Raw genomic sequence first — 23,089 nt, 5'->3', positions numbered from 1 at the left:
TTTCTTCTGAACTTTTTTTAAACAACCTAAATAATTCAAGAGATTTAATTGATTTGTGTTTTGTTAAAAACATACTCGAGTTAATCTAACCTAAAATTAAAACTGAGTAAAATGAAAAAACTATTTAAAATAGTTCTGTTTAGCGTGGGAATGCTCTTTTTACAATCCTGTTATTACGACACAGTGATTGTGGATGAGGGAGAAGTTATCCCACCACCAGACGATATATCCTACAGCGAACAGATCATGCCCATTTGGGCTGATTATTGCGTGAATTGCCATAAAGGAGCTGTGGCACCTGACCTGAGACCTTCAAATTCTTATAATGCCTTGTTAAACGGTGGTTATGTTTTAACAGGAGATGCCGATAACAGTGTGTTATATCATTCTTTATTAGGTACAAATGGTGTTCCATTAATGCCTCCCGGCGCTAAATTATCGAGTACCAATATCAATTTGGTGAAGGGTTGGATCGATCAAGGAGCCAAGAATAATTAACAATAAAGCAAGATAATCATGAAAAAATATATATCATTACTTCTTATTTTTTTAGCATTTCCTTTTTTAGCCATGGCTCAAGATGACGATGCAACAAAAGAAGAAGTGCAGGAAGAAGTTACAGATAAACCTGAACGTCGTGCATTTGAAAGCTCTTTTATTGTTGATAATCCTACGGATGTGGTATTTCAAAGAAACACCATGGAAGTGCAAATGAATCACAGATTCGGAACCATCAATTTTGATGAAAATGACATGGCCGGAATATGGGGTGCTTCTAATATCAGATTAGGTCTTTCTTATGCCATTTTAGATTGGTTAACCGTAGGTTATGGAACAACCAAAAACCAAAGGTTGCAAGATTTTGACCTAAAAGCAGCGATTTTAAGACAAACACGTTCAGGCAAAATGCCGATTAACCTAACTTATTACGGTAATTTCGTTTATAACGCTTTGAAACAAAAAAATCCAGGGGATTATTTCAACTATGATCAGGACCGTTATTCTTATTTCCACCAGATCATTATTTCGAGAAGATTTAGTCCAAATTTCTCTATGCAAATTGCGCCCAGTATTTCTCACTACAATTTGGTAGAAGAAGGAATGGAGAATGATCGTTTTGCTATTGCATTTGGGGCAAGATATAAAATATCACCACAAACAGCCATTTTAGTGGATTACAGCCAACCGATCACTCAATTTGACAACGTGATGGACGACGGTAATTATTCCAACCACCCTGGTTTGAGTTTGGGCTTTGAATTTGCTACCTCTGCGCATGCTTTTCAAATATTTGTAAGTAATTTAAGTGGTATCGTTCCACAGCAGAATTATATGTGGAACACAAATGATTTCTTTAATGGAGATATCCTTTTAGGATTTAATATTACGAGAGTATATAATTTTTAGTTCAGTAAACATAAACGGCAAGACAAAAGGGGGGAATTGTTTTGCCGTTTTTTATGAAATAAAATCATGGATAAAAAACCGACAAAAGAAAACAAATTTTCTAGAAGAAGTATGCTTCCGATTCTAGGAAGCACTCTACTTATTCCTTTTTTGGGGATAGGTAAAACAATAGAAAAGGAATCCACAGACACCAAAGAGGATGAATTCCAAACACTTTTGAAACCCGACGGTACTGTGGTAAAAGTGAGAACCAGTACCATCAAAAATTCAAAAGTAGTTCAGAAGAATATTTCTAACAAAGGACTTTTGCATTGGTTGGGTAAAAAACTTTGATAAAAATCTAAAAGATTATGGAAGAACAGAACAAGAACCCGAGGCGTAATTTTCTCGATAAGGGACTTAAATTTGGGCTCGCGGCCGTTGTAGGTGGTTTAGGTATTTCTAAGCTTAGTTCTAAATTAAATGCCAATAATGAGGGAGAAACTGTTGAGTTGATGACCACTGATGGTACACTTATACAGGTAGATTCATCTGAAGTACACGAAGTAGAGCATCATCACGACAGTGAAGATAAATACAATGTAAGAGAAGGTATACCTAACAGAAAATTTGTCATGGTCATCGATCTGGCAAAATGTAAAAATGCCCTTGCCTGTCAATCTGCTTGCAATAAGCATCACTACATTACCGGAGATAATGCTTGGTTGAAAGTCTATCAAATGCAGGAAACAAAGGACACAGCTCCTTATTGGATGCCTACCACCTGCCAGCATTGCGATCAGCCTGCGTGTGTTACTGTTTGCCCAGTTGGAGCAACCTTTAAAAGAAAGGATGGTCTCGTATTAATAGATAATGAAAGATGTGTGGGCTGCCGTTTTTGTATGGCTGCTTGTCCATATTCTATTCGTGTATTCAATTGGGGCGAACCCAATCAGGAAGTTACATTGAATATTGATCTCACAGGTCATCAACATACGCCTGAGCATCAGGGGCATCACAGTATCAAAGGTACAGTTGATAAATGTGATTTTTGCCCGCATGCTGTTCAAGAGAACAAATTACCTCATTGTGTAACGGCTTGTCCAAATGGGGTGTTTTATTTTGGAGATAAATATGAAGATACGGTTACTAATGGCGAAGAAACCTTGCGTTTCAGTAAACTATTAAAAGATAAGGCGGGTTACAGATTGATGGAAGGATTAGGAACAGAACCTAGTGTTTACTATTTACCGCCAGTGGATCGTTTGGTGGAGTTTGAAGACGGATTGGAGAATTACAACGAGTTTAAATCTGTTGATAAAAACGAAGAATCATGAAAAATTACGATAAACTTTTAAATGATTTAGCACCCAAAGAATTTAATAAAAAGGGAATTTTATGGGTTGTTTTTTTGGTGATGGTTATCATTGCAGGACTGATTGCCTATATTGATCAAATTATAAAAGGACAAGAAGTAACGAATCTGAGGGATTATATGCTTTGGGGTGTGTATATCTCGAATTTCGTATATTTTGTGGCTACAAGTTTTGTTGGGGCAATCGCTGTGGCTATATTGAGATTAACAGGAAAAGAATGGAGAACACCCATTGTTAGGATTGCCGAAATTATTACGGTTGCGGCCATCATCATGGCAGGGATTACAATTATTATCGATATGGCTCGTCCGGATCGTTTACTGAATCTATTCATCCATGCCAGAATTCAATCGCCAATTACTTGGGATGTTTTTATCATTCCGACCTTTATGACCGTAGCTATCTTGTTATTGTTCTTTCCACTTATTCCAGATTTGGCCTTACTGAAGAATTATTTTAAAGATAAAAAGCCTAAAAGTAGTAAAGTCTATGGTTTTTTTGCTCTAAATTGGAAGGGAAGTGCAAAACAGAAATCAATCCTCTCGCAATCTATCAAGGTAGTTGCTACTTTGATTATTCCAGTGGGAATCATTCTTCAAACGATTGATGCCTGGTTATTTTCTACAACTTACCGGGTAGGTTGGGACAGTTCCAGTCTTGCTCCCTATTTCATTGCAGGAGCAGCAGTTGCCGGTGTAGGAGCACTTGTCGCTGTAATTTATGTTGTTAGAAAGTCACTCAGCTTAGAAGAATATATTACAGAAATGCATTTTGAAAAGATGGGGCGATTACTGGCATTGACTTGTATGATTTACTTATATTTTACGATCAATGAGTATTTTTTACCACTTATTACAGCTAAGAAAGATGAGGCGTTGCACCTTCAAACCTTGTTTGAAGGCCATTATGCTACTCTATTCTGGATGGTTACCATTGGTGGTTTGATCATTCCAATTTTTCTACTTCTGTTTAAAAAAGGGAGAAAGCCAAAAACCATGTTCGTTATTAGTTTGATTGTTGTGGTTACCTCTTGGTGGAAACGTTTCATTATTGTTACTCCTACCTTGTTACATCCTTTTTTACCCATTCAGGGGGTGCCTGAGTCCTGGCATGAATACTATCCAAGTTTACATGAATGGATCATCACTTTTGCTACCCTAGCGATGGCCTTATTAATCATAACATTGTTAGTTAGGTACTTACCCGTTATCCCTATTCAGAGAACAGCAGACGAGCAAGAAGCCAATGAGAATAATTCAAATGTTGCGTCATGAAAAGCTATACAAGAATATACAGAATCAGTAAATTATTAGCCCTTGTTTTTTGTTTGGCTCTAGTACAAATGTTACAGGCTCAGGACGTTGAAAAGCATAAGGTACGTTTAAATGGCCAATATGTTAAAGTTATGGATGGCGAAGTCATGATTAATTTGAAAGCCAGCTCCAGGATTGGAAGACAAAATGTTGCAATTACGGGTGCTCATATAATGATATCCAATGAAGTTGGTGAGGAGGAGTATGCATTAGGTCATGTTATGACAGATGAAAATGGGCAAGGAAGCCTAGTTCTTCCGAGTTTGGCGTCTTTAAAAATGGACTCAACAACAACATATACTATTAGAGCTTTGTACAAAGGGAATGACACGTTGACGAAAGCAAGCACAAGAATCAGTGTGAGAGACGCAAAAATCATAGCAAGGGTGATTGAAAAAGATAGTGTGAATTATATAACAGCCCAATTAATGGATGCTGCTACAGACAGTTTATTGGCAGATCGGTCTTTATTTACACAAGTTGACAGGCTTATCAGACCGTTAAAATTTGGAAAAGATTTTAATAACACTGATGAAGAAGGGTCTATCATGGTGAAAATTCCGGATGATATACCTGGCATAGATGGCAACCTTTTATTAGAAGTAGTCCTTTCAGAAAGTGATGAATACGGGACGGTTAAGGCAAGGGTAAATGCGCCTGTGGGTGTACCAGTCGTTCAGGAATCGACCTTTGATCAACGCACGATGTGGGGGCCCAAAAATAAAGCGCCGATGTATTTATTAATCATTGCGAATTTTATTATATTTGGTATATGGATAACAATAGTTTATCTAATTCGAAATCTTTTTAGAATATCAAAAGCTTAAAATCTATAAAATTATGAAAATCTTTAAATTGTTAACATTTGTTAGTGTTCTTGCCTTTATTCTATATTCTTTTACAACTGTAGTGCAAGAGAAGTGGATAGTGCCTGAAAAGTACGTCAACATGAAAAATCCAACGGATCCAAAGGCGGATTTAAATATTGGTAAATCATTATATGATAAACATTGTAAATCTTGCCATGGAAAGGAAGGTTACGGAGACGGTCCTAAAGCAAATGAAATGAAGGGAGATCTTGGAGACTTTTCTTCAGCTGAATACCAAAAACAGACAGATGGAGAATTATTCTATAAAACTTCCTTTGGAAGAGATGATATGCCTGAATTTACAAAAAAAATGCCTGATGATGAAGACAGATGGCTAATTGTAAATTATATGAGAACTTTAAAAGAGTAAGTGTAAATTTTTTTAAATGTTTTAGAAAGGGGATGCTTTTTTGCTTCCCCTTTTTGTTTTACAACTTTACATAAAAATAGGCATTTGTATCACCATTCATGAAATAGCTGTATTTTTGAAAAAAATCAAAACAAAATCATTAAAATAAGAGAATGAATTTTTCAGCAAAAGGAAGAACACGTATAGAAGTCATGCAGGTTTTAGAAAAATCGATGAATGAATTTCTGTCTAAATATTTAAAACCGATCGAAGAAAATTGGCAACCTTCTGATTATCTCCCTGATACAACCAGTGATAATTTCATGGAAGAAGTGAGGGAGATTCAAGGGCAGTGCAAAGAAATGAATCATGATCTTTTTGCTGTGTTAATTGGAGACACCATCACAGAAGAAGCTTTGCCAACCTACGAATCCTGGTTGATGGGATTGGAAGGATTAGATCAATACAATCATTCTGGTTGGACCAAATGGGTAAGGGCATGGACAGCCGAAGAAAACAGACATGGGGATGTGTTGAATAAGTATTTGTATTTATCCGGCCGTGTGAACATGAGAGAAATGGAGGTCACCACTCAGCATTTAATCAATGATGGTTTCGATATTCAAACGGGAGGAGATCCATACAGAAATTTTGTTTATACCAGTTTTCAAGAAATGGCTACCAATGTCTCCCATAGAAGAGTAGCGACTCAGGCAAAACAATCAGGAAATCATTTGTTGGCAAAAATGTGTGGGGTAATAGCAAGTGATGAAGCTCGTCATGCCAGGGCTTATATGGAATTTATCAGGAGAATATTTGAACTAGATCCAAGCGAAATGATGTTGGCCTTTGGAGATATGATGAAGAAAAAAATTGTGATGCCCGCACATTTTATGCGTGAAACAGGTGGGTCAATCGGCTCTTTATTTGGTTATTTTTCTGATGCAGCACAAAGGGCAAAGGTGTATACAACAGAAGATTATATTGATATTCTATCTATGTTGATTAAAGAATGGGATATCGCCAATATAAAATCATTAAATGAATCGGCAGAAAAGACCAGAGATTATTTGATGAAATTACCAGATAGATTGATCAGAATTGCAGAACGATCGATTATTCCGGAAAAGCAGTATGAATTTAAATGGCTCAATTATAATCTATAAAAAGGTTGTAAAATGGAATATGCACAATTATCAGATACATTAAGCATCTCAAGAATTGTTCAAGGCTTATGGCGTGTCACAGACTGGAACTATTCAGATATGCAACTTCTCAAATTTGTAGAAGAAGTGCTCAGTTTGGGGATAGATTCTTTTGATCAGGCAGATATTTACGGGAATTATGAATCAGAGAAAAAGTTCGGGGAGGCGCTTAAATTAAAACCATCATTGCGCGAGGAAATAAAGATTATCAGTAAATGCGGGATCAAATTACTCTCAGATAAGTTTCCGGAGCGAAAAGCAAAACATTACGACTACAGCTATGAGCATATAGTAAAAAGTGCTGAAACATCGCTTAAGAACATGCGTACAGATCGCTTAGATTTATTATTGCTGCACAGGCCTTCACCTTTTTTTAATGCAGAGGAGGTGGCTCGGGCCTTTGAATTTCTAAAAAAAGGAGGAAAAGTACTTCATTTTGGTGTGTCTAATTTTAAACCCAGTCAATTTGAAGTGTTACAGTCTTATTTGTCAGATTCTTTAGTGACAAATCAGGTAGAAATTTCTCCATTTTGTTTAGAACATTTTGAAAATGGAAATATAGATTTTTTTCAAAAACATAAAATCAAACCGATGGCTTGGTCACCACTTGGTGGAGGAAACATTTTTAATACGAAAGATGAGGGAATTATAAGTTGTCTTGAAGTACTTAACAGAATCGGAGAGGAGTTGAACTGTAGTGTAGATCAGGTTGTTTATGCTTGGTTAGTTAAACATCCGGTGGGTATTTGCCCTGTTATTGGCACCGGTAAAATTGAAAGAGTGAAGTCTGCGGCTAAATCGCTAGAAATTGATTTGAATTTAGAGCAATGGTTTCAAATTTACGAAGCAGGATTAGGAGAAGAATTACCTTAGACATATAGTAATGCAAAGAGTTATTATTTCTGGAGCGAGCGGTCTGGTTGGAACAAGTTTGTGTGACTTGCTTTCAAAGAATGGATATGAAGTTTGTATTCTAAGCAGGACATCAAATCCAAAATCTAGAAATCGGACTTATGTTTGGGATATTAAAAAAGGTTTTATCGAAGGAGGAGCCTTAAAAAATGTCGATTATATCATTCATTTAGCAGGAGCAGGAATTGGTGATGAAAAATGGACTGATCAGAGAAAAAAAGTAATTGTAGACAGTAGAGTAGATTCGGCGCAACTTCTTTTTGATAAATGCAAGGAGTTAAATATCAAGCCAAAAGCGTTTATCTCTTCCTCTGCTGTAGGATGGTATGGTGCGATTACTTCCGAAAAAATATTTGATGAGACAGATCCTTTTTACGATGATTTTTTAGGAAATACCTGTAAAGTTTGGGAAGATGCCGCAGATCAGTTTGACGCATTGGGAAGTCGAGTAGTAAAGTTAAGAACTGGAGTTGTACTCGCTAAAAATGGCGGCGCTTTGAAGAAGCTAGTTCCCTTGGTCAAATCAGGTTTTGGTTCTGCGGTAGGAACAGGAAACCAATATATGCCCTGGGTTCATATCGACGATTTATGCCAGATGTATTTAAAAGCACTGAAAGATGATAAAATGGTTGGAGCCTATAATGCAGTGACCAACGATTTTCAAAGTAATCAATCTTTTATGAAAACAATGGCAAAGGTGCTTGGTAAACCTTTTTTTATGCCCAAAGTTCCTAGTTTTTTATTAAAAATAATCTTAGGAGAACAAGCGGTAATTATATTGGAAGGAAGCAGAGTCTCAGCCAATAAGGTATTAAAAAATGGTTTTAAATTTCAGTTTCCAAAACTTGGGGAAGCATTAAAAGATTTGGAATTGTAAGGTAAACAAAGTCTTCTTATTTCAAAGTCTTTATGCCTAATTCTGTAAAAAGCTCATCCAAATGTTTTTTACTAAGAAAATCGAGGTATAGATCTCTCGACTTACCATTCTTTAAAATCAGGCTATATCTTTCATTTCCAAAAACACGCTTAATTTTAAAAGATTCTATCTCCTCTAGCTTTATTTCTTTTGCGGATGTTTTTTTTAAATATCGATACAATAAGGCGGCTGCCGAAAAAATTCCAATTACGAGCCAAAAATAATCACTATGTGTAATGGCACTGACATCTATTTTGTAAAGCCTAATTAATGAATTGGCCGTATTTAGCCCTAGCAAAAGACTGATGAACTGGTATTGCTGTGGCGAATTGTCATCAATAACAATGGCTTTTTTCCGCTCGTTGTATATAATATGTGTGGCTTTTTTTGTCAATAAAATTCTTCTTATTTTTTTAATCGAAAGAATTTATACTTCAGGCTCGTCAGTTTCTAATTCGTGTAATTCGCCTAATTGTTTTAACAGATCAAAAGTTTTTTTTGCTTCAATTTCATCAACCACAGCAATGGCAGCTCCCACATGAACCATAACATAGTCGCCAATTTTTGCCTCGGGGACTAAAGTCAGACTAATTTCTTTGGTAATGCCATCAAATGAAACCAAGCCAGTTCTAAATGTTTCGTCTAATTCTGCTGTTATTTTAACTAATTTTCCCGGGATTGATAAACACATGGGTCTAATCTTTTTTAAAATTGGTGAGCCAATCATACCACTTTTGCATTCCTTCTCCAGTAGTGGCAGACACTTCAAAAAACACCAGATTTGGATTGATTTTCAATGCATTTTCTTTAATTTTTTGAAGATCGGTTCGAAGATAGGGTAACAAGTCAATTTTATTAATCAAACAAACATGCGAGGTGTAAAACATATCCGGATATTTGAGCGGTTTATCTTCACCCTCTGTTGTACTGATAATTACAATACGTTTATCTTCACCCAGATCGAACATTGATGGACAAACCAAGTTACCTACGTTTTCAATAAAAAGTGTAGACTGGTCTTTCATGTCTAATTTTTTTATTGATTTATAGATCATATCACTTTCCAAATGACAACCTTTTCCTGTATTGATTTGAATAGCAGGGATATCTAGTGCATGAATTCGATTAAAATCATTCATGGTTTGCTGATCTCCTTCAATCACGTAAAATTGATGCTCTGATTTAAGGTCTTGTAAAGTTCTTTCCAGCACCGAAGTTTTTCCTGAACCGGGCGAACTCACTAAATTGAAAACTTTAATCTGTTTGCCATCAAAAAAGCCACGATTTCTTGCGGCCATTTGATCATTGTGAAAGAGCACATCTTTTTCAACTTTTAAAACTGAATGATCGTGGTGATCGTGATCGTGATGATGTGAATGAGGATGAGTATGGTCATGGTGTTGATGATCATGATCGTGTTCATGGTGGTGGTGACCATGACTTTCATGATCTAATATTTTTACTTCTTCGCTTCCGCAACCGCATGTTCCGCACATAATAAACGCTTTTAATTACTCAAATATAGTGAATTATCATTTTTTGAGAGATGACATTTGTTACTCTTTCTGATATAAATGCCAAGGAATAAAAATTTCATTTAACAAAAAATTATAGGCCTTTTTTAGATTGCCATTGGCCTTTTTTGATATTCCGTTGTACAATTCCCATTCATAACCCTCTATTCCTAAAATGTACGAGTTGGGTCTGTGGTTGTAAAGGTTTTCTGAAAGAAATAGAATTGTTTCGGGTTTTAAACTGTGTGTGCTAAAGCTGTATTGATTTGATGGTTTAGCGATTTCCCAATAAAAGCCATTGTCATAATGTGTTCTTGATGCATCAACAAAAATAACATCATGAAAAGAATTGAGAAGTTCTGCATCTTCTATTTGTAATTGAAACCTGTACTCACAAACAACATGAGACAAATTCTGTTGTTCTAGCAGATGCAAAAACTCCCAACCCAAACCATCGTCTTGTCTTCCGGAATTACCTATTCCCAAAACCAAACAACTTTGTTTAATTTTTTCGTTCATCTATTAAATTTCCAAAATGATCTAATAAGCTGATATGCAAAGGCATTTCGCCAAGTGCGTGTGTAGCACAACTCAAACAGGGATCATAGGCTCTTATGGCTACTTCTACCTGGTTCATCATTCCTTCTGTAATTTCCGAATTTCCATTAATGACATGATTCGCAACCCATTTTACGGCCTGATTCATCGGTTCATTATTGTGTGTGGTCGAAACAATTAAATTACATCTGGTAATTCTATCCTTTTCATCCACTTCATAATGATGAATTAAAGTGCCTCTGGGTGCTTCAATTATACCAATGCCTTCATTTCTTCTATTACCTTTTCTAACTAGATCATTGATTAATATATCATCATCATTCAATAAATTTTTCATCATTTCCGCACAATAGAGCATTTCTATCAATCTGGCCCAATGCGAATACATGGTTCGGTTATTTACTTTTCCTTCGGTCATCATTTTAAAAATGATTCTCTCTTTTTCTGCAAAAGGGGTTTCTATTCCTGAACAGACATTCATCCTGGCTAAAGGTCCTACTCGATTCCAACCTTTTTCCTTTCCTAAATGTTTGAGATAGGGAAATTTTAAATAAGACCATTTTTCTACCCCTTCTTTAAAATATTGTAGATAATCATCATTCGGAACATCATGAAGTGTTAGATTTCCATCTCCGTCTATGGCACGTAAGTTTCCGTCGTATAATTCTAGAAATCCAGTTTTTTTATTTACCAAACCTAAATGACCCGAAGCGTAAGCAGCAAACTCATCTAACCATTTTTTATTGGTTTCGTGATATCCTTTCATGAATTCAATAATCTCTTTAGACCAATTGATCATTGCATTGATGGAAGGAATCTCCTTGCCGGAAAGAAAATAGTCACGATCTTTGATACTTACTTTTTTGTGAACTCCACCAGGCACCGCAGATATTCCATGGATTCTTTTCCCGGCAATCATTCTGATGATCTCCTGACCAAATTTTCGCATCAGAATACCTTTCTTAGCCAAGTCTGGATTTTTAATGGCAACTTGGACTACATTTCTTTTGGATGGAGCTTCATCAACCCCAAAAAGTAAGTCGGGTGAGGCGAGATAGAAGAAATGTAATGCGTGTGATTGAAATACTTGTCCGAAATGCAATAATCGTCTAATTTTTTGTGCGGGTACTGAGAGATCATCGGGATCAATTCCTACAATTTGGTCTATGGCTTTGGCTGCAGCTAAATGATGACTGACAGGGCAAATTCCACACAGTCGCTGTACCAGGACCGGAGCTTCCCAATAGGGATGGCCCTGAATAAATCTTTCAAAACCTCTAAATTCTACAATATGAAAATATGAATCTTTTACCTGGTTGTTTTCATCTAATTGTATCGTTACTTTACCGTGACCTTCTACACGTGTAACAGGGTCTATAACTAATTTTTTCATGGTTAGTCGTATTTAAATTCTTCATGTGCAATGGTAAATTCTTCTCCCTTTAAAATGTTTTTGACCACTTTCCAAATATGATTTGCGTTTGGCGGACAGCCTGGAATAAAATGGTCAATTTTCACGATCTCATTACAAGGGTAGACATTATTTAGTAACTTAGGAATGTCTTCATGATCCGGAATAATATTGGCGCCTATTTCGCTGGTAACACCATGAATATAAGCCTCTTCTAAACACTCCTCAAGCGGAATAAAATTTCTCATTGCTGGAATTCCACCCATAATCGCACATTCTCCAAAAGCGATTAAAACATCACATTTTTTCCTAAATTCTTTTAGTACATGAATGTTTTCAGAATTTGCGCATCCTCCTTCAATCAATCCAACATCGCAACGTTTACTAAAGGATTTGATATCTGTTAGCGGAGATTTATTAAACTCTATAAATTCTACTAATTCTAAAATTTCTGTATCGATGTCGAGCAAAGACATATGACAACCAAAACATCCTGCCAAGGAGGTGGTTGCAACGATGAATTTGTTTTTGCCATTGCGCATGTTGCTTTTATTTTGGGTAAATTTTTTCTTTCCTGTAAGGTCATATTTACTCTCGCCAAAGGGTTGTTTATAAACCATTCCTTTTACCAATATGGCACCAACAGGGCAGGTGTTCATAGCTTTTATGGCTTTTGCTTCTGACAATTTTTCTTCTTGTTCATAATCTATGTATACCCTTGTTTTTACACCGCGTTTTACAAAAGAGAATATATTCTTTCCATCCTCAGATTTGATTTCTTCCACACAACGTTGACAAAGGATACACCGGTTTGAATCCAAAATCATTCGTTTAGAATTAAAATCGACTGATTTATCACTAAAAACATGTGGAAATCGGGAAAATGTAATTCCCATGTCGTAGGCCAAGTTTTGAAGATCGCAGTTGCCGCTTTTCTCGCAGGACGGACAAAAATGGTTTCCTTCTGCATAGATCATTTCAATGAGCGCTTTTCTGGTATTAATTAGTTCGGGGGTGTTTATTTCGATCTCCATTGCTTCATGCACCTTTGTGGTGCATGCTGTAGTAAATTTTCCGTTTACATTTATCGTGCAAATTCTACAAGTTCCCAAAGGATGATTTTGGTTGTGAAAATGACATAAAGTTGGAATATAAATGCCGTTTTCTTTGGCTGCATTGACCAAGTTTCTGCCTTTTTCTACTTGATAATGATGGCCGTCTATTTTTATGTTTATAGGATTATCCATAGGTATTTTCAATTTCGTTTATAATGCGCTCGTATTCTTTGGTTGCTTTATCTAAATCAAATGCTTGATTGTAGTCGCTATCTGCCAAAAGACATTTTCTAAATTCCTCAGGGAATTTTAATAGAGCGGTTAATAAAGCGTTGGTAGATGTTTTTCCTAAGCCGCAGCGACTAGATTGTTTGATGATTGTACTCCACTCCTTTATTTCGTCTAAATCCTTATTGTCGGCATGACAAAGTTCTATTTTATGAATTTTTTTAGTGAGTAAGAAATTACCGGTTCTACATGGAACACACACCCCACATGATTCTTTGACAAAGAAATCAGTTATATTCTTGAGTATTTCGAGCAAATCTCTTTTTTCATTGAATACCATAAATGATCCTCCACTTCTCAAACCAACCGCACTCATTTTTCTGGAATATTCTATGGGGTCATTTAAATTAAATTGAATGTGTTCTGCTAGGAGGTTTTCGCCGGATATTTCCCTATCAAAATCTATTTTCGACAAAATTTCTCCTGCATAACCATTAAATAGAATCACCCTGGGATTCTCAGCTTCAATGAGCTTTAGAAAATCTCTTAACTTCATTCCCCACTCAATTTCATAAATTCCAGGTTTATGGCAGTCACCTGAAACGCTTAATAACTTTGTGCCAGGTGTCATGGGAGTTCCAATTGCCAAATACTTTTCTAGACCCATTTCTAGAATTCTGGGTACGGCACAGAGTGTTTCAACATTATTCACGATCGTAGGCTTTCCTAAAAATCCTTTTTCAACAGGAAAATATTCTTTGGTGCTAGGTTCTCCTCTTTTCCCTTCAATAGAATGGATAAGGGCAGTTTCTTCACCGCAGATATAGGCACCTGCGCCCATGTGTATAGCAATCTCAAAATTAAAGTTTTCAATACCCATGATATTTTTACCCAATAAAGCGTTTCGATGTGCCTCTTCTATAGCATTTTGAACCTGGTCTTTTAAATAGAAATACTCAGCCCTCAAGTAAATAATTCCCCGGTCAGCTCCAATAGCATAACCCGCAACAGTCATTCCTTCTATCAATAGAGCAGCGTATTGCTGCAGTAAGACCCTGTCTTTGAATGTTCCGGGTTCACCTTCGTCTGCATTGCAAATGATATACTTTTGGTCTGACGGGTTATTTCTGCATAACTCCCATTTAAGACCAGTTGGAAAAAAGGCACCACCACGTCCTTTTAATCGAGAATCTTTAATTATTGTAATCACTTCTTCTGGAGAAAATTTAGTAAGACTCTTTAGTGATGTACCTGGAGTAAAGTTTTTTAAGAAAATAGTTTTTTCTTGTGGAGGTGTGTACCTAATATTTGTTTCAGGTAGTTCGATCAAAGAGTCTAATGATTCTCCTCTTTTGAGTTTTTCAATAATGACCCTTACTTTTTTTGGTGTGAGATTGGTAAATGGAACAAAATTGATCAGTGCAGCTGTTTCCTGGTCACTCAGTCCGATACAGGAAGTTAAGAACAAACCAAACATTTTATCATTACTTACGGTTTCAAAGCGCGTACCACATTCCTTTTCAAAAGCTTTTTTTACTTTATTGAAGTTTTTTTGTTTGGAAGCCAGTGAAGAATTTAAATAAATAGTGAACTTACCGGCATGCACTCGATGAAAAAAATGATAAAAAGTAATTACACCTTCGAGCTCCATCCGAGACATATGAAACTCTTCACAGATTTTAGTCATATCGTCATGACTTATAAATCGTCTTTTACGTTGAATATCCCACAAGACATTCATCAATTCGGTTTTTGGCCGAGGAGGGGTTAGAACTGCCATAAGAAATAAATATATGGATATGATCTAGCAACAACCATGTGCTAATCATAATTTGTTTCCTTCTGATGTTCCCAATTGCTGCCCTTCGATACAACAGCGCGACGTACATATGTAAATAGTTAAGACACCTGAAGTGCTTTAACTCTTAATTCTTTTCCTTGAAGTATTGCTTTAATGTGACTATTGCAGTTTGGACAAGAATCATATATAAAGTCCAAATTAAAAATAGTATCACAATCCATGCATTTTGCTTTGGCTGCTATGATTTCTATTTTTTTTTGAGATTTTTCTAAAACAGTTTTTTCAACGGCCATGGGCCAAACAAACTCCAGTGCGTCAAATTCTATCCCGGCAAGTGTCCCGATTTCCAACTCAATGGTGTCGATCTTTTTCTTCTCCGATTTAGCAATTTCTTGTTCGGCAATTTTTACGATACCTAATGCAATAGAAAGTTCATGCATGGTGTCCAATTTAAAATTGGTCTTACAAAATTAGGCATAAATAGATGAAAAAAGTAATAAAATCGGTATTAAAAACATGACATTTATCATGTTTTACAGCTTATTTTAACTTGTTCTAAATTAGGTATTTAGCTTGATTTTTTTAACATTTTTAGTTACATTTAAAGTACGCTAATATTAGCACACCTCAAAATAAGGTCTTTTTTAATTTTCTTGGCTATGGCAACAAAAACAGAAGTAAAGGAAACGTATTACGAAAGCATTATCAAACAAGGCTACTCACGCCGTGATTTTATGAAATTTGCCACTTATATAACCGCCTATATGGGTTTGAGTAATTCTATGGTAGGGCAGGTGGCTAAATCTTTAGAATCTACATATAGATTGCCAGTAATTTGGGAACATTTTCAAGAATGCACCTGCTGTAGTGAATCGTTTATCAGGTCTAACCATCCCATTGTAGCGGATATTATCTTGGACAAAATTTCATTGGATTACACCCTTACCCTTATGGCTGCATCCGGTCATCAGGCAGAAGCAGCCAAACATGCTACCATGGAGAAATACAAAGGGGAATATATATTATGTGTGGAAGGTTCTGTTCCAATGGGAGCAGATGGCAACTATTGTTGTATTGCAGGCAGATCTGCGAAAGATCAATTGTTGGAAGCTGCCGAAGGAGCCAAAGCCATTATTGCTTGGGGAAGTTGTGCTTCAAATGGATGTGTGCAGGCTGCCAAACCAAATCCTACCAATGCAACACCCATACACAAGATCATTAAAAACAAACCTATTATAAGAGTTCCTGGTTGTCCACCAATTGGAGAAGTAATGGCTGGTGTCATTGTGCATGTGGTTGCTTTTGGAAGATTACCGGAATTAGACAGATTAGGAAGACCTAAAGCATTTTATGCGAAAAGAGTTCATGATAGTTGCTATAGAAGACCTTATTACGACGCTGGATTATTTGCTGAGTCATTTGATGACCAAAATGCGAAAGACGGTTACTGTTTATATAAACTAGGATGTAAAGGTCCTATGACTTATAATGCCTGCGGAACAATTAAATGGAATAACGGTGTGAGTTATCCTATACAATCTGGTCATGGCTGCATTGGTTGTAGTGAAGCTAATTTCTGGGATAATGGTCCTTTCTACGAAAGATTGACTAATGTTCCCGGATTTACCATAGAAAATAACGCGGATAAAATCGGAAAAGTTGCCGCTGGAGCTTTGGCGGGTGGTATTGCACTTCACGCGGTGGCTGCCAACGTTTCTAAACGTAAAGAATTGAAGGATAGAACCTCACGGGGAAAATCGAATTTAGATAATTTAGACTCTTAAAACGCATATCATGTCAAATAGAATTGTTGTTGATCCTGTTACAAGAATCGAGGGTCATTTAAGAATAGAAGCTGAAATAAAAGATGGTAAAATTGTAGACGCCTACAGCTCGAGTACCATGGTAAGGGGTATCGAAAATATAGTAAAAGGAAGAGATCCCAGAGATGTTTGGGCCTTTGTGCAAAGAACCTGTGGCGTTTGTACCACGGTACATGCACTAACTTCTGTAAGGGCCGTTGAAGATGCTTTGGGCATTGCGGTGCCACAGAATGCAGAATTGGTGCGAAATATTATGGAAGGAGCACTTTATATGCATGATCATGCGGTTCATTTTTATCATTTGCATGCCCTTGATTGGGTAGACGTAGTAAATTCGTTAAAAGCTGATCCCAAAAAAACATCAGAAATAGCACAGAGTATTTCAAATTGGCCAAAGAGTTCGCCAGGGTATTTTTCAGATATCCAGAAGCGGATTCAAAAATTTGTAGAAAGTGGTCAGTTGGGAATTTTTGCTAATGGCTATTGGGGACATCCACAAATGAAATTACCTGCAGAGGTTAATTTATTGGCAGTAGCGCATTATTTGGAAGCCCTAGATTGGCAAAAGGAAATTGTAAAAGTACATACCATTTTTGGAGGTAAAAATCCACATCCAAACTATTTAGTTGGTGGAATGGCTTGTGCGATTAATTCTGAAAATCCAGGTGGATTAAATGCAGAAAGACTTGCTTTTGTCGGGAAGTTGTTACAAGAGGGAAAAGAATTTATCGAACAAGTTTATATTCCTGATTTATTGGCAATAGCATCATTTTACAAAGATTGGGGTGCCATTGGAAAAGGTTTTGGAAATTATATGTCTTATGGAGATTTTCCTACGAATGGATATGCAGACGTCTCAAACTTTAAATTTCCACAGGGTGTAATTTTAAACAGAGATTTAAGTAAAGTGCACGATGTCGACCATAGAAATGGAGATATTGAAGAATTCATCAATAATTCTTGGTATGATTATCCCGATGGAAATAAAGTTGGAAAACATCCGTGGGAAGGAGAAACAAATTTAAATTATACTGGGCCAAAACCTCCATATGAATTTTTAGATGTTTCTGAAAAATACAGTTTTATTAAAACACCTCGTTGGCGAGGTAAACCAATGGAAGTTGGTCCACTAGCCCGCTTACTCGTTGGGTATGGTCGTGGAAACAAAGAAATTCAAGATGCTGTAAATGGAGCCTTAACTCATTTAGATGTACCTGTAGAGGCACTATTTTCTACTTTGGGAAGAACTGCAGCTCGAGGAATTGAAACCCAGTTGGTGGCAAATTGGACAATGGAATTTTACAAAAGCCTGCTCAACAATATCAGAAATGGAGATGAAAGAATGGCAAACACAGAAAACTGGGATCCAAAAACCTGGCCGGCAGAGACTAAGGGCGTAGGATATATGGAAGCTCCGAGGGGTGCCTTGGCACATTGGATCAAAATAAAGGATGGTAAAACAGAAAATTATCAGCAAGTGGTACCATCAACTTGGAATGCTTCACCTCGAGATCCAAACGGACAAAGATCTGCTTATGAATCTACTTTAATTGGTACTCCGGTAGCAGATCCTGAATTACCCTTAGAAATCATCAGAACTATACATTCTTTTGATCCATGTATTGCTTGTGCTGTCCATTTATATGACGAACATGGGAAGCATATTTCGCAGGTCAATAATATTTCGAGCTGCACTTAGAACTAAAACAGATTACCATGAAAACCAAAAATTTTAAACGTGTTTATGTTTGGGAGCTACCGGTTAGAATATTTCATTGGATCAATGTTCTATGTATATTCGCCCTAACGGTAACAGGTTTTATTATCGCCGATCCTCCTGCTTTATTGTCAAATGAAGAGGCAACTAATCTCCACTCATTTGGTATTGTCAGATTTATTCACTTTACTGCGGCTTATATTTTCTTTTTCAATATGATCTTACGTATTTATTGGTCGTTTGTGGGAAATAGATATGCTAATTGGAGAGCTTTTTTACCTTTTGACAAAAAGGGTTTGCGCAATATTTCTCATGTATTGAAAATAGATATCCTCCTGCAAAATGAAAAGATCCATGATATAAAGAATATTAGTATTGGTCATAATAGTGTTGCAGCATTATCTTATATCGCACTTTTTATTCTCGCTTTAATTCAGGTTTTTACCGGATTTGCTCTTTACGCTGATACAGCATCCTGGTGGTTACCAAAACTTTTTAGTTGGGTAACTCCATTATTAGGCGGTGATTTTGCCGTAAGGCAAGTACACCATATTGCCATGTGGGGCTTTATATTTTTCACTTTTGTACATGTGTATCTGGTTTTTTATCACGATTGGTTGGAGGGCAGAGGAGAGGTATCTTCCATGTTTGGAGGTTACAAGTTTGTGAGTGAAGAAAGAGTGAAAAGAGATATCGAAGACACAAAACCTTCTCCAAGAGTTGAAGATATCATTCCTGAGGAATAAATTGACGTATCATGAGAGAACAACCTTTAGCAGTGAGCAGTGATGCTTACTATTTTGAAAAAGACAAATCAGCTAGTGTCTTGGTAATGGGTGTAGGAAATTACCTCATGGGTGATGAAGGTGTTGGTGTTCATCTAATCGAAGAATTGCTCAGAACGGATTTACCAGAAAATATTGACTTATTAGATGGGGGAACTGGAGGCTTTTTATTGCTAAATTATTTTGAGACCTATCCAATCATTATTATGGTTGATGCAACCATGGATGGAAAACCAGCAGGGACAATAAGTCTTATAAAGCCAAGATTTGCCAGCGATTTTCCGTCAGCATTAAGTGTTCATGATGTAGGTTTGAAGGATATGATAGAATCTGTATATCTCATGGATAAGATTCCGGAACTCTTCCTATTTACAGTTTCCATAGATGAAATAATGCCAATGGAAGTAGGACTTTCTCCTAAAGTAAGAGAATCGATACCTCATTTAATCAGTCAAATCAAAATATTAAGTCAACAGATAACGAGTAAAACATTAAATTAGAAATTGTAAAACTTGTATATCAGTTTATGACTTTCGAAATTTCATTTAGTGGTCAAGTACAAGGGGTCGGTTTCCGACCTTTTGTTTTTAATTTAGCAAAAAAGCACGGTTTAAAAGGTTTTGTCTCGAATAATGAAAATGGAGTGATTATTCAAGCTACTGGATGTGATAATTTGGTGCATCAATTCTATCAAGAGATCATACTTAAACCGCCTCCTTTGGCATTGATTAAAGACCAATCAATTAAACAGATTCCAGACTTTAATTTTGATTCTTTTAAAATTTTGAAGAGTTCTAAGTCGGAAAAATTAAACCTTCCACTAACCCCTGATTTTGCTATTTGTAAAGATTGTCAATCTGAATTATTAGATCAAAATAATAAGCGATTTAATTATCCGTTTACAACCTGTGTCAATTGCGGTCCCAGATGGTCTGTCACAAAGAATTTTCCATTTGATAGAGCAAACACAACATTAGCTGAAAAGGTGATGTGTGAAAATTGTACAGCGGAATATGAAGCGCCAAGCAATCGCAGATTTCATTCACAAACTAACACCTGCTCAGATTGTGGGTTTCAACTCTGTTTAGCAGACACAAATGGCGAAATATTATCAACCAACGTTTCTAATATTTTCACAGAAATTGGACAAGTTATTTTGGATGGAGCCATTTTAGCATTAAAAAACACATCTGGCTTTTTGTTGTGTTGTGATGCAAGAAATAAAGAGGCAATCCAAAATTTGAGGAAAAGAAAGAGAAGACCAAATAAACCCTTTGCAATTCTTTATCCAAGTTTAACGTTGGTTAAAGAACATTTTAAAATCTGTGATGAAGAAGAACAACTTTTAGGAAATTCAGTTTCTCCCGTCGTAATTTTATCTCATCTCAAATCTAAAAATGATTTATTATTAAATCACATTGCTCCCGGATTAAAGCAAATAGGGGTCATGTTGCCATATACTGGAATTTTAAAACTTCTATCTGAAACTTTACAAATACCTCTCGTTGCAACCAGTGGAAATATACATGGGTCGCCAATTCTATCAGAAAACGGAGTGGCCTTTGGAGAACTCATCGGAGTTGCAGATTTTTTTTTGGTACATGATCTAAATATTTTTAACCCACAAGACGATTCTGTGATTAAATATTCTTCAAAAAACAAGCAAAAAATAATTTTTAGAAGATCACGTGGGCTAGCTCCAAGTTACTTTGGATTTAAAGAAAAGTCTAAAAAAACTATATTGGCTTTGGGCGCCCATCTAAAAAGTACCATCGCATTTCTGCCAAACGATCATATATATGTGAGTCAATATTTGGGAAATTTGGACCATTTTGAAGTTTATCAAAGATTTACAAAAACAACTTCTTATTTTTTGGAATTGTTTGAGCAAAGACCAGAGCTTTTATTGATTGACGCTCATCCGGCTTACCAAAGTTCACTTTTTGGGAAAGAATTATCTAAAAAATTTAATAGCCATTTAATCAAAGTTCAACATCATATAGCTCATTTTGCTTCGGTATTAGGCGAACATACATTATTTGATCATGACAGGGTTTTGGGTGTAGTTTGGGACGGAACAGGTTTTGGAAGCGATGCTCAGATATGGGGAGGTGAGTTCTTTTTGTATGAAAATAAAGAGATCGAACGAGTTGGACATTTTGAATATTTTAACTGGTTGGCAGGAGATAAGATGTCTCTTGAGCCCCGTCTCTCTTTACTTTCTTTGGCCGATGAAACCATGTCAGATCTTTTAGCCACAAAATTTACGAATGAAGAACTAAAGTTGTACCATGTTATACTCAAGAAAAATCAGCTCAAAACATCATCTGTGGGCCGGCTTTTTGATGCGGTCGCGTCTTTACTAGGGATTTGTGATCTAAACAGTTATGTAGGTGAAGCGGCCATTTTGCTGGAAAACAATATAGTTTCATTGGATTTTGATAAAGAAGAATTTTACCCTTTTAAAAAGAACAGCAAAAATATTTCTCCAAAACTTATTATAAAATCGATTTTTAAAGATTTGCAAAAGGGTATTTCTCAAGAAAAAATATTGTCTAAGTTTATGTTTACCTTGGCAAAAATCATTTTTTACATGGCAGAAAAACAAAAGGTAAAAGAAATTGCACTTAGTGGTGGTGTTTTTCAAAACGCTAGCCTTGTTGATTTATTGATCGATTTAAAAGGAAAAGAATATAATTTGTACTTTAACGAAAGTTTTTCTCCAAATGATGAAAATATTTCTTTTGGTCAAATGATGTACGCTCTACACATCGAGAAATTGGGATCATGAAGCACTTAACCGAATATAGAAACCTAAAAGCGACTCAATCTTATTTAAAAAAGATTGAGGAGGTCGTTACAAGAGATTGGAAGATCATGGAGATTTGTGGAGGTCAAACTCATGGTTTTGTCAAAAATGGTTTACTTGAACTATTACCACCTCAAATTCAAATGATTCACGGTCCCGGTTGTCCGGTTTGCGTCACTCCATTAAATCTTATTGATAAGGCCATTGAGTTGCTTGAAAGAGGGGTCATTGTATGTTCATTTGGAGATATGATTCGGGTACCAGGAAGCGGTAAAAGTTTGCTGGAAACCAAGTCTAAAGGTGGAGATTTAAGAATTTTATATTCGCCCTTAGAAGCGGTAACTATTGCGAAAGAAAATCCTGACAAAGAAGTTGTTTTTTTTGCCGTAGGTTTTGAAACGACAGCACCGGCCAATGCGCTTTCTGTTCTTCATGCACAGAAGGAAAATATCAAGAATTTTTCTTTATTGGTGTCACATGTGCTTGTTCCTCCTGCTATGGAAGCAATTCTTGATGATGAATTTAGCAGTATAGATGCGTTTTTAGGGGCAGGTCATGTTTGTGCCATCATGGGTTACAAAGAATATGAACCTTTGAGTAAAAAATATAATATACCCATAGTGATTACCGGATTTGAACCTTTGGATTTGGTCCAGGGAATTTATCTCGCTGTTTGTCAGTTGGAAAAAGGAGACGCAAAAGTAGAGAATCAGTACGCGCGCGTTGTAAATAGAGAAGGCAATTTGCCAGCAAAGAAAATCATTGCACAAGTCTTTGAAGTTACAGATAGAAAATGGCGAGGAATAGGTTTAATTCCGCGAAGTGGCTATAAACTTCGTCCTGAATTTTCTGGGTTTGACGCAGAGCTAAAATTTAGTGTGCAAGAAATCAATTCACCCGAAAACACAAAATGTATTGCCGGAGAAGTGCTTAGGGGGATTAAGAAGCCACATGAATGTTCGGAATTTGCAAAGGGATGTCATCCCAAAAATCCTTTGGGTGCGCCAATGGTTTCTTCAGAAGGTGCCTGTGCTGCCTATTATCATTTTTCAAATTTTTAAA

General features: G+C 36.3%; 24 protein-coding genes. 16 read left to right on the top strand and 8 right to left on the bottom strand.

Annotation, left to right across the window (positions count from 1 at the left end):
• The first annotated feature begins 111 nt into the window (after window positions 1–111).
• The 10 genes from ACFQ39_RS03785 to ACFQ39_RS03740 all read left to right on the top strand — a co-directional run bounded on the left by ACFQ39_RS03785 (window position 112) and on the right by ACFQ39_RS03740 (window position 8,287).
• Window positions 112–498 (top strand): c-type cytochrome, encoded by a 387-nt coding sequence (locus ACFQ39_RS03785; RefSeq protein WP_377176608.1) that lies wholly within the window; start codon window positions 112–114, stop codon window positions 496–498.
• A gap of 18 nt (window positions 499–516) precedes the next feature.
• Window positions 517–1,407, top strand: coding sequence for a DUF5777 family beta-barrel protein (locus tag ACFQ39_RS03780; RefSeq protein ID WP_377176607.1), 891 nt, complete (start codon window positions 517–519; stop codon window positions 1,405–1,407).
• A 66-nt stretch (window positions 1,408–1,473) separates the two neighbouring features.
• On the top strand, window positions 1,474–1,740 hold the full coding sequence (locus ACFQ39_RS03775) for a hypothetical protein (protein WP_377176605.1): 267 nt from the start codon (window positions 1,474–1,476) through the stop codon (window positions 1,738–1,740).
• Window positions 1,741–1,757: 17 nt separating this feature from the next.
• Window positions 1,758–2,723, top strand: a complete 966-nt coding sequence (locus ACFQ39_RS03770; RefSeq protein WP_377176603.1) for a 4Fe-4S dicluster domain-containing protein — start codon at window positions 1,758–1,760, stop codon at window positions 2,721–2,723.
• Entirely contained in the window at window positions 2,720–4,036 is a 1,317-nt protein-coding gene (nrfD, locus tag ACFQ39_RS03765) for an NrfD/PsrC family molybdoenzyme membrane anchor subunit (RefSeq protein ID WP_377176601.1), read from the top strand. The genes ACFQ39_RS03770 and nrfD overlap by 4 nt, the downstream gene beginning before the upstream one ends.
• Entirely contained in the window at window positions 4,033–4,902 is an 870-nt protein-coding gene (locus ACFQ39_RS03760) for a hypothetical protein (protein ID WP_377176600.1), read from the top strand. The genes nrfD and ACFQ39_RS03760 overlap by 4 nt, the downstream gene beginning before the upstream one ends.
• Before the next feature lie 13 nt (window positions 4,903–4,915).
• Complete coding sequence (locus ACFQ39_RS03755; protein ID WP_377176598.1) at window positions 4,916–5,314, top strand: c-type cytochrome; 399 nt, start codon at window positions 4,916–4,918, stop codon at window positions 5,312–5,314.
• A gap of 152 nt (window positions 5,315–5,466) precedes the next feature.
• Window positions 5,467–6,459 carry an acyl-ACP desaturase gene (locus tag ACFQ39_RS03750; RefSeq protein ID WP_377176596.1) on the top strand — a complete coding sequence of 331 codons (993 nt, stop codon included), beginning with the start codon at window positions 5,467–5,469 and terminating at the stop codon, window positions 6,457–6,459.
• 12 nt (window positions 6,460–6,471) lie between these two features.
• Entirely contained in the window at window positions 6,472–7,371 is a 900-nt protein-coding gene (locus tag ACFQ39_RS03745; RefSeq protein WP_377176594.1) for an aldo/keto reductase, read from the top strand.
• A 10-nt stretch (window positions 7,372–7,381) separates the two neighbouring features.
• Window positions 7,382–8,287, top strand: a complete 906-nt coding sequence (locus ACFQ39_RS03740; protein ID WP_377176592.1) for a TIGR01777 family oxidoreductase — start codon at window positions 7,382–7,384, stop codon at window positions 8,285–8,287.
• Between the two features lie 16 nt (window positions 8,288–8,303).
• Here ACFQ39_RS03740 and ACFQ39_RS03735 read toward each other — a convergent pair whose 3' ends face one another.
• The 8 genes from ACFQ39_RS03735 to ACFQ39_RS03700 form a co-directional block, all read right to left on the bottom strand.
• Window positions 8,304–8,720 (bottom strand): hypothetical protein, encoded by a 417-nt coding sequence (locus tag ACFQ39_RS03735; protein ID WP_377176590.1) that lies wholly within the window; start codon window positions 8,718–8,720, stop codon window positions 8,304–8,306.
• Between the two features lie 33 nt (window positions 8,721–8,753).
• A complete protein-coding gene (locus ACFQ39_RS03730) occupies window positions 8,754–9,017 on the bottom strand; it encodes a HypC/HybG/HupF family hydrogenase formation chaperone (protein WP_377176588.1) in 264 nt (87 codons plus the stop codon).
• Between the two features lie 4 nt (window positions 9,018–9,021).
• Complete coding sequence (hypB, locus tag ACFQ39_RS03725) at window positions 9,022–9,822, bottom strand: hydrogenase nickel incorporation protein HypB (RefSeq protein WP_377176586.1); 801 nt, start codon at window positions 9,820–9,822, stop codon at window positions 9,022–9,024.
• A 60-nt stretch (window positions 9,823–9,882) separates the two neighbouring features.
• Window positions 9,883–10,359: a hydrogenase maturation protease gene (locus tag ACFQ39_RS03720; RefSeq protein ID WP_377176584.1), complete on the bottom strand. Its 477-nt coding sequence runs from the start codon at window positions 10,357–10,359 to the stop codon at window positions 9,883–9,885.
• On the bottom strand, window positions 10,343–11,791 hold the full coding sequence (locus tag ACFQ39_RS03715; protein WP_377176582.1) for a Ni/Fe hydrogenase subunit alpha: 1,449 nt from the start codon (window positions 11,789–11,791) through the stop codon (window positions 10,343–10,345). The genes ACFQ39_RS03720 and ACFQ39_RS03715 overlap by 17 nt, the downstream gene beginning before the upstream one ends.
• 2 nt (window positions 11,792–11,793) lie before the next feature.
• The gene (locus ACFQ39_RS03710) at window positions 11,794–13,056 is read right to left on the bottom strand and encodes an NADH-quinone oxidoreductase subunit B family protein (RefSeq protein WP_377176580.1); all 1,263 of its coding nucleotides are present in this window, start codon (window positions 13,054–13,056) and stop codon (window positions 11,794–11,796) included.
• Window positions 13,049–14,872 carry an NAD(P)H-dependent oxidoreductase subunit E gene (locus ACFQ39_RS03705; protein WP_377176578.1) on the bottom strand — a complete coding sequence of 608 codons (1,824 nt, stop codon included), beginning with the start codon at window positions 14,870–14,872 and terminating at the stop codon, window positions 13,049–13,051. The genes ACFQ39_RS03710 and ACFQ39_RS03705 overlap by 8 nt, the downstream gene beginning before the upstream one ends.
• Before the next feature lie 119 nt (window positions 14,873–14,991).
• Window positions 14,992–15,333 (bottom strand): hydrogenase maturation nickel metallochaperone HypA/HybF, encoded by a 342-nt coding sequence (locus tag ACFQ39_RS03700; RefSeq protein WP_377176576.1) that lies wholly within the window; start codon window positions 15,331–15,333, stop codon window positions 14,992–14,994.
• Window positions 15,334–15,552: 219 nt separating this feature from the next.
• Between ACFQ39_RS03700 and ACFQ39_RS03695 the strand changes: the two genes are divergently transcribed.
• From ACFQ39_RS03695 to hypD, 6 genes are read left to right on the top strand one after another with little or no spacing between them, the layout of a single operon-like run.
• Window positions 15,553–16,677: a hydrogenase small subunit gene (locus ACFQ39_RS03695; protein WP_377176574.1), complete on the top strand. Its 1,125-nt coding sequence runs from the start codon at window positions 15,553–15,555 to the stop codon at window positions 16,675–16,677.
• Between the two features lie 10 nt (window positions 16,678–16,687).
• On the top strand, window positions 16,688–18,415 hold the full coding sequence (locus tag ACFQ39_RS03690) for a nickel-dependent hydrogenase large subunit (RefSeq protein WP_377176572.1): 1,728 nt from the start codon (window positions 16,688–16,690) through the stop codon (window positions 18,413–18,415).
• 17 nt (window positions 18,416–18,432) lie between these two features.
• Window positions 18,433–19,179: a Ni/Fe-hydrogenase, b-type cytochrome subunit gene (gene cybH, locus ACFQ39_RS03685; RefSeq protein WP_377176570.1), complete on the top strand. Its 747-nt coding sequence runs from the start codon at window positions 18,433–18,435 to the stop codon at window positions 19,177–19,179.
• A gap of 11 nt (window positions 19,180–19,190) precedes the next feature.
• Window positions 19,191–19,718: a hydrogenase maturation protease gene (locus tag ACFQ39_RS03680; protein WP_377176568.1), complete on the top strand. Its 528-nt coding sequence runs from the start codon at window positions 19,191–19,193 to the stop codon at window positions 19,716–19,718.
• Between the two features lie 26 nt (window positions 19,719–19,744).
• Window positions 19,745–22,009: a carbamoyltransferase HypF gene (gene hypF, locus ACFQ39_RS03675; RefSeq protein ID WP_377176566.1), complete on the top strand. Its 2,265-nt coding sequence runs from the start codon at window positions 19,745–19,747 to the stop codon at window positions 22,007–22,009.
• Entirely contained in the window at window positions 22,006–23,088 is a 1,083-nt protein-coding gene (gene hypD / locus ACFQ39_RS03670; RefSeq protein ID WP_377176564.1) for a hydrogenase formation protein HypD, read from the top strand. Before hypF ends, hypD begins: the two co-directional genes overlap by 4 nt.
• Window position 23,089: the final 1 nt, after the last annotated feature.

Source organism: Namhaeicola litoreus (genome assembly GCF_042679565.1).
Taxonomy (GTDB): domain Bacteria; phylum Bacteroidota; class Bacteroidia; order Flavobacteriales; family Flavobacteriaceae; genus Namhaeicola; species Namhaeicola litoreus.
The sequence above is the reverse complement of the archived record's forward strand: the minus strand, read 5'-3'. Positions and strand labels throughout refer to the sequence as shown.